This is a genomic window from Bacteroidota bacterium (assembly GCA_030706565.1).
Taxonomy (GTDB): domain Bacteria; phylum Bacteroidota; class Bacteroidia; order Bacteroidales; family JAUZOH01; genus JAUZOH01.
Map to the genome: position 1 here is coordinate 1 of JAUZOH010000177.1, position 7,802 is coordinate 7,802.

Annotated in this window: 4 protein-coding genes; all 4 read right to left on the reverse strand. The window is 37.3% G+C overall.

Annotation, left to right across the window (positions count from 1 at the left end; all coding sequences use genetic code 11):
* Positions 1-666: 666 nt before the first annotated feature.
* Complete coding sequence (locus tag Q8907_09945; GenBank protein ID MDP4274587.1) at positions 667-4,047, reverse strand: glycosyltransferase; 3,381 nt, start codon at positions 4,045-4,047, stop codon at positions 667-669.
* A gap of 411 nt (positions 4,048-4,458) precedes the next feature.
* Positions 4,459-5,580: an ATP-dependent 6-phosphofructokinase gene (locus tag Q8907_09950; GenBank protein ID MDP4274588.1), complete on the reverse strand. Its 1,122-nt coding sequence runs from the start codon at positions 5,578-5,580 to the stop codon at positions 4,459-4,461.
* Between the two features lie 107 nt (positions 5,581-5,687).
* The gene (locus Q8907_09955; GenBank protein ID MDP4274589.1) at positions 5,688-7,034 is read right to left on the reverse strand and encodes a hypothetical protein; all 1,347 of its coding nucleotides are present in this window, start codon (positions 7,032-7,034) and stop codon (positions 5,688-5,690) included.
* Positions 7,035-7,233: 199 nt separating this feature from the next.
* Positions 7,234-7,802 (reverse strand): LysM peptidoglycan-binding domain-containing protein (locus tag Q8907_09960; protein ID MDP4274590.1); only part of this gene is annotated, 569 nt, incomplete at its 5' end.

Here is a 7,802-nt window from a genome sequence, read left to right on the forward strand (position 1 = left end):
ACACCATGAACTTTGAATACACCGGAACAAATTCATAAATCTTTATTTTAAATTGTCGCTTAACACAAAAAAGGAATCTGAGGAAATTCCAGGGAGAGCATGTAATAATTATACGAAAAGGAACATTATAAGTTCTGTTATTTCCTGAAATACATGTCTTAACTCATTCAAAACAACTGCATATTTATTCAAATATTAAATATAACATATTCTCTATCAATTTTAAACTAAAAAGTTACATAAAGCAAAATTACAATTTTGACCAACTCACAATTTTCTTTGATGAAATAAACTGTATTAATGTCCGAACAACTCAAATTTATGATTAATAAATTTTAAAAAAAAGATTTTTTGAGGAAAAAAACACATAACTACCCATTGTTTTTTATTATACCTATGGAATTGGGGATGTATAGGGGTAAAAGACAGAGGTAGAAGCCACATAAACTCCGAGTTGGCTAAAATCAGGAATGGAAAATCACTTAAAAACACCTTCGGTTGGAGGCTGAAAAAATAAAAAATCCGCAAAACACCATCACAAATGTGTTAACCAATCAAAAAAAATACCTGCAAAACTATTGTAATGCAGGTATTTTTTCCAATTCGCTACTTTTAAGTAACTCATCAATTGTTACTTAAATATTTTACTTGTGAATGATTAACAAATCACTGAACATTTCCGGTACGTTTTAATACTCCCCAGCTTGTTAATTCGCCTTTTACAGCCCTAAGGTAAGCTTTAATCAAGACATAACATAAAAATTGCCGGTACACAATCCGCTGTACAAACAACCTGGCAATTGTTTTAAGGGTAAACCGCTGTTTATCCAGGTGAAAAGCATAGCCTGAAATAATACAATCAACGATCATGTATGCAAAATAAAATACAGCAATTTTCAAAGCACTGCTTGTAAATAGAGAAATAAGCATCATAAAATCGATAATCGGGGAAAACAAAGGCAAAACGAGTTGAAAAATAAGGACATTGGGCATTAAAATCCAACCGATATTGCTCTTCTTTCCACTAAAAAGCAAATCCTTGTGTTTCCAGAAACACTGCATGATACCGAATGTCCAACGGAAACGTTGTTTAATGAACATCCTGACATTTTCAGGAGCTTCGGTCATCGACAAAGCCTCATTACAGGTCCTTACCCTGTACCCGGCCCTCAATAGCCTAATGGTAATATCACAATCTTCGGCAAGGGTGTCATTCATAAAACCGCCCACAGACAAGATATAATCCTTTCTGAAAGCCCCTATTGCTCCGGGAACAACCATAATAGCATTTACATAATCAAAAGCGAGCCGGTCGAAATTCTGACTTGTTGTATATTCTATCGATTGCCAACGGGTAAGCAGGTTTACCTGGTTGCCTACTTTGACATTTCCGGCAACGGCAGCAATATCATCCTGATCAAAAGCTTTAACAAGAATAGATGCAGCATCTGGATTCAACAAAGTATCTGCATCAATGCAAATCAATATTTCTCCCTGAGCATGTTCAAGTCCCAAGTTTAAGGCAGAAGCCTTACCCCCATTTGGTTTTGTTAATACAGTCACATTCGAAACTCCTTCAAAAGTCCTTTTAACTGTTGCCAGGGTATCATCTTTTGAACCATCATCAACAAAGATGACTTCAAAATCGGGATAGTTACAATTTAAAAGGTTTTTTACCGTTTTCACTGCCGTAACCGCCTCATTATATGCAGGAACAATGATACTCACTTTCTTCAATGAAGATTCCTCCATGAGACTTACTGCAGATGCCGGGATAACGGCTGTCTTTTTTATTTTCCTTTGATTATACCATGCCAAAAATCCCAGCGAAATAGTCCGTGCAAAGGTAAGCAACAAGGCCAGGAAAAATATGCCGGCTAAAATATGCTCATAGAAATAAGTGATTTCAAAAATAGTCTTATCGGCATAAAGCGCATATTTATCTATTCCCCCGGCAATTGAAGGCATAACCTCATTACGGGTTTTACCCATCAAATCAGATACCAGCACGAACGAATATCCCTTGTTCTTGAAAAAACGGATAATAGCAGGCAATGCCTTTACAGTCTGCGTCCTGTTTCCACCTGCATCATGAAGGAGGATGATATTTCCAAGCTTTTCCTGACTTTTTACTCTGGAAATAATCGTATCAGCCGTAACTCCTTTTTGCCAATCATTGGGATCAATCAATGCACCGATACAATACAAATCCTCATTTTTTGCAATTTCCAATGGCCTGAGCTGATAAATATTCATTGGTTCAGTATCTGTGCTGTAAGGAGGCCTGAACAGGAAGGTCCTTCTTCCCAGAATGCTTTCCAACAACAAATTGGTGGCACGAAGTTCAAAGGTCGTCCTGTCTTTTGATGTTTCCTCAAAATTAGGATGAGTAAAGGTGTGGTTACCAATTTCAAATCCGTAATCATATATTTTTTTCACCAGGGGAATATTGGATTCGGCATTCACACCGGTAATAAAAAAGGTGGCCGGTACATGATAAAATTTTAATATATTTAAAATTTTTGGTGTATAATTTTCATCCGGTCCGTCATCAAAAGTGAGGGCGATTTTTTTATGGGCTATACCGGTACGCTTAATTACATAACAGGTAGGCAGGATATCATATTTTTCTTCAGAAATTAACTGATCGTTAATATTTACTTCCAGACTGGCCCGACCGGGGTGAGGAGATTCAATAATATCCAAAATTTCTCCGTCTCCAACAAAATCAACATTATATGCAGAATTCAGTCTTTCAAATTTCCTGTAATTGATAGGATTTCGAATAATCCATCCTAATTGCAGCGGTTTGTCATAAAATTTCCACAAGCGGGTATCTTCTGCTCCCAAGCGCCATAAAGCCACTCCGGCAGTTGAATAATCTTCAGCGGTTCGCATAAGGTTGAAATTAGTAACCGCATCGGTAAAAAACACCTTGTGAACCAGGCCCCCGTCATCTGTATAGGAAAAACTCAGGTTATAAGTATTGTTATCAAAAACGATATTACTGCCATAGCCAATAGCAGCAGTGATGGCGTCCTGATAACTGACATCCTCGCCCTGATAGCCCACAGCCCAATCATAGCCATAAGTAGGAATACAAAGTACCACTTTTTCAGATGGCACTTTAGCAAGAATTTCATTTAATGCCTTTTCCACCCAGCTCTGAGCAGCAATCGGACCGGGCATTCCCATTGAACTATGTTGGTCGTACCCCATCAGGAAAAACAAGTCATTGTAGGCATTTAAAGCCTTCAGATTATAATCGGGATTGAAAGGGACTACATCCTGGGTAACCCAAAAACCTTTTGCATGTAATGCCTTATACAATTCCCGCTGAAAATTAATTACATATTCATCCGTGGTTTCTGATAGATCTTCAAAGTCTATATTTATCCCCTGAAAATGATAATGTTCCAGAATAATTAGAAGTTTATCAATAAATAACTTTCGTTTGAAGGGTGAAACAAATAACTGATGTGTCCGTTTGCTGTTCCAGGATCCTTTATAAAAGTTTGAAATTAAAGGGACGACGGCAATTTTGCTTTTCCGCATAATATTCAATGCAGCAGAGTCAATTTTGACAGAAATAATATCTGAACTATCCGAAAGGAAAAGCCATTCGGGTATGACCAAATTCATTTTAGAAATATGGTTGACCAAAGAATAATACGACTGACGGTCCCAGTTAACATAAAAACCCGCTCTAACGGGAAAGATATTTTTAGTGATGGGCGGCAAAGTCATTTTAACCTGATAAAAGTTACGCCTTTTTTTTGAACGGATATACTTCAGGTCTTCCGTCAGTTTTTCTTTTTCATCCTGATTTAAAGAATTTTTTATAACCTGAGACGACAACCTTTTATAAACTACTTTTGTCCCGATCAAATTGGGAAGTGGATAGCTGGTCTTGTGTAATATAGAATAAGTAAGCACAAAAATAGCCATTGCCATAAGAACCGCAATAACCCTCAATATCCAAATGAACTTTTTCCACCTTCCGGGAGCTTCTGTCTGAAAAATTTGTCTTCTTGCTGTAGGCACCATAATTATTTTAATTTGAACAAATAGACCGTATGAAAAACAATATTATTATAAAAATGTTTTAATAGTGAACACTGATATTTCCTATATGCTTTAAATTCATCCATCCGGATATTTTTAACATAAAAGACGACCAAAGTCCCAACTTAATATTGAAAAATGGAACTTTCTAATCCCGGATTAAACAGAAAAATAAAGCAGGGCAGAAAAGCAGTATATTAATTAGGTTATCAGTAAGGCAATAGGTTAACAGGCGAGAAACTTTTTCTAATATTTTGACAGGAAACAAAATAAACAGAAATGCTCAGGTAACAATGATTTTTCGGCAGAAATTTATTAAAAACCTTAGTATAAAACAATTACCTATACAATCACGACCTGGCATATCTTAAACAACAATCAAAACTCAAAGGATCAATCGCCGAAACAGGTCCCCACCTTTTTGGCGCTATCAATCCAGGGATGATCCAGAGGAACAGTTTTTGTTTTTCCTACAACTTTTTCCAGAGGAACAGGTTCCACGTTATCACCATGCAGAGCGACCATCACTCCATATTTTCCTTCCTTGATTAATTCCGCACATGAAGTACCAAAACGGGTCGACAACAAACGATCTTCAGCCGAAGGAGTACCCCCTCTTTGTAAATGTCCCAAAATGGTAACTCTCGATTCAAGCCCGGTAAGTTCTTCTAATTTTCGAGCAACACGTATGGTGTTGGTCATATGAAGAGTTTTCAACTCATTTAACTCTGTCTTGATTTTATCCTTTTTACTTGTTCCTTTGTACTCTTTATATTTTGCTTCAAGCTTTTGCAGTTCATTGGCAAAGTTTACAGACATCGCGCCTTCAGCAATCGCAACAATACTAAAGGATTTTCCAACTTTACTTCTTTTAAGTATAGAATCAGAAACATTATTCAGATTATAAGGAATCTCAGGGATAAGGATAACATCGGCACCCCCAGAAATCCCGGCACCCAATGCAAGCCAGCCAGCTTTATGCCCCATAATTTCACATAAGATAATTCTGTGATGACTATGGGCAGTGCTATGTAAACGGTCAATAGCATCAACGGCTATTCCCAGGGCAGTATCGAAGCCAAAGGTAACATCGGTCATGGCCACATCATTATCAATAGTCTTGGGCAAGGTAATGATGTTAAGCCCCTGTTTTTGCAAATGATAAGCATTTTTCTGGGTTCCTCCCCCACCAATGCAAACAAGAACATCCAGCTTATTTTTATAATAATTTTCAACAATGGTTTTGGTCATATCACATTCTTTGCCATCAACCATCATTTTATATGGCTTTTCTCGACTGGTTCCTAAAATAGTTCCACCCAGTGTCAAAATACCAGATAAGCTACCTCCATCGAGGTTTACGGTTTGGTTTTCCATGACTCCTCTAAAACCGTCGCGAAAACCAATCACTTTCATGCCATAGCAACCCAGCGCAGCTTTGCCCAAACCACGGATAGCCGCATTTAATCCAGGACTATCGCCTCCTGAGGTTAATACTCCAACTATTTTTCCCATAAGATAAATTTAAAATTCAAAGATATATAATTTATCATTTACTATAACCTGTAAACACCATAAAATCACGAATTGACATTGTTCTGCCCTATCCTTTGCCAAATTTATTATCCTTTTCTTTTTGTATGAATTGATCTTTCCTTACAGTATATTCTATATTCTCTCTGTAAAGAATTGTAGAACATCTCAGCAATTACTTTGGCCCCGCAGGGGCTAAAATGTACGAAATCCTTACGGGCAAGCGATGGATTGGAAAAGACCCAGCTTGGCATTGAATTTTTTCCTCCCATTGCCTGATAAGTATCCCAGAACATGCATCCTGCCTTAAAAGCTGCTGCCCGCTGAGCATCCCTTACTTTTTCAATATTGGGATAGGATTCATAATTTTCACCATTTTTGCGCGACATATCCGAAACACCCATAACAATAACACATAATCCTGGTTGTATTTGCCTGATCAGTCTCAATTGATAATATAAATGCCTTTCATAAAAGGAATAATTGGTCAAAAGCCCAGGTACTACATTAGCTCCAAACTGAAAAATAACAAGCTTTATATTCAGAAGGTGAAACATTTCCTTTAAAAATCCTATATTCATGGAAGTAAAATTCATCCCCAAACTTCCTCTCATGGGGATATTATCGACAGCCACCCCCGAGGTATCATCAAAAGCTATTCCATAAATTTTCGGACTGGATTTTCCCCAAAATCTGAATGTAAACTGTTGTGGTGTAGTACTTAACAACCAGGTTTGAGTATTTATGCCCTTTGCAGGTGCCAATACTCCCGCCCGGGAAATTCCCGAATTCCCCAACAAAGTAACTGCCATCGGCTGGGTATTGTCACCATAAAAAAAAGTGCACCTATGGAAAGCGTAACTTCTCGGATAAGAAAAATTTGTCCTTTTTAAATCTATCCAGCCTTCGTAAAAATTATTTTTTTTGTCTTTTTGAAGTGTGGCATAATTGCCGAGCATGCCCCAATTTATATGCTGGTGACCGGATGTATTATTCATGGAAAAACTTTTCCAATCTCCGGATATATTCTGCGCATAAGATACAGACAGGTTCGTTCCCCTGACAACAGGGAATAATCCTATACCTCCGCCGCCAAAAGACTCCTGCAACCGGTTCCGGATATAGGAAGTAATCCGGTCACCCTCAATTTGGGAATCCCCATAATGCAGGACCCGTATTAATTCCCTGGTTTGATTCAAATGATAAAGACTGGAGAAAAAAGAATAAATCAGCCGATGATTCCCTTGAGGAAATTCCAGTGGAAAGAAAAGGGCAGATAAGCTGTCGCCTAACCTTCCCTTGCTCTGATACTGGAAAGCTACATTTATATAATTTGATTTATTTGAAAAGATACTGTCTTCTTTACCCTGTAGTACTATGGGTTGACGATACACGGCGGCAAGTGAATCGGCCTTAATCGCCGAACTCTGTTTCATTATAAACGAAATATCCTGATAACCCGGATTCTTTTGATGAATAAAATCATCAAGCTTAACAAAATGAAAATTAAAATTTCCAATTTTTACCCCCCCGGAGGGAAAAACAAATATCAATACAAAAAGAATGAGGAAAACCGAAATATAAATCAATAATAATTTATAAGGTTTCATTGATCAGATTCAAAAGTCTTAAAGCTTAACCTTTTTTACGGATTTTTAATTTTTGCCCTGGCATAATTTTATCAGATGCCTGCAAATTGTTCAGCTCCATCAGTTCTTTATCACTGTTGCCCGGATATCTGCTGGCAATTTCCGATAATGTATCACCCTCTTTTACTTTATAATAAATAAAATTGCTGGCTTCTGCAGTCCTTGATTTCTTGTCTTTCTTTGTGACTTCAGCTGTATCAGAACCTTTTACGGTTTCTGATTTCTTATCAAGATTTCGTTTTTCAGCCACTAAATTATTATCATTATCCTTTTCCCTTACTTTATGGTTTAAATAAACGACTAATTTCTGACCATATTTTACTGTATTCTTTCTCAATTTGTTCCAATGCTTCAGGTCTGAAACCGACACTTCATATTTTTGTGCAATCAACCCAAGCGTTTCACCCTTTTTTACTTTATACCCTATCCGTTCCCGCTCCTGTTCCCGTTCACTATTTTTCGCCTCGGCAGTATATCGTGGACGATAATGGGTATAACTATGGGCAGGGCTCATCAGTTTAAGTGCAGGATTAAAAAACAGAGAATCCTTATAAG

Bases quoted from the DNA above. Each gene is read 5' to 3' on its own strand.
- Q8907_09945 (MDP4274587.1), bottom strand. From the start codon at position 4,047: ATGGTGCCTACAGCAAGAAGACAAATTTTTCAGACAGAAGCTCCCGGA.
- Q8907_09955 (MDP4274589.1), bottom strand. From the start codon at position 7,034: ATGAAACAGAGTTCGGCGATTAAGGCCGATTCACTTGCCGCCGTGTAT.
- Q8907_09950 (MDP4274588.1), bottom strand. From the start codon at position 5,580: ATGGGAAAAATAGTTGGAGTATTAACCTCAGGAGGCGATAGTCCTGGA.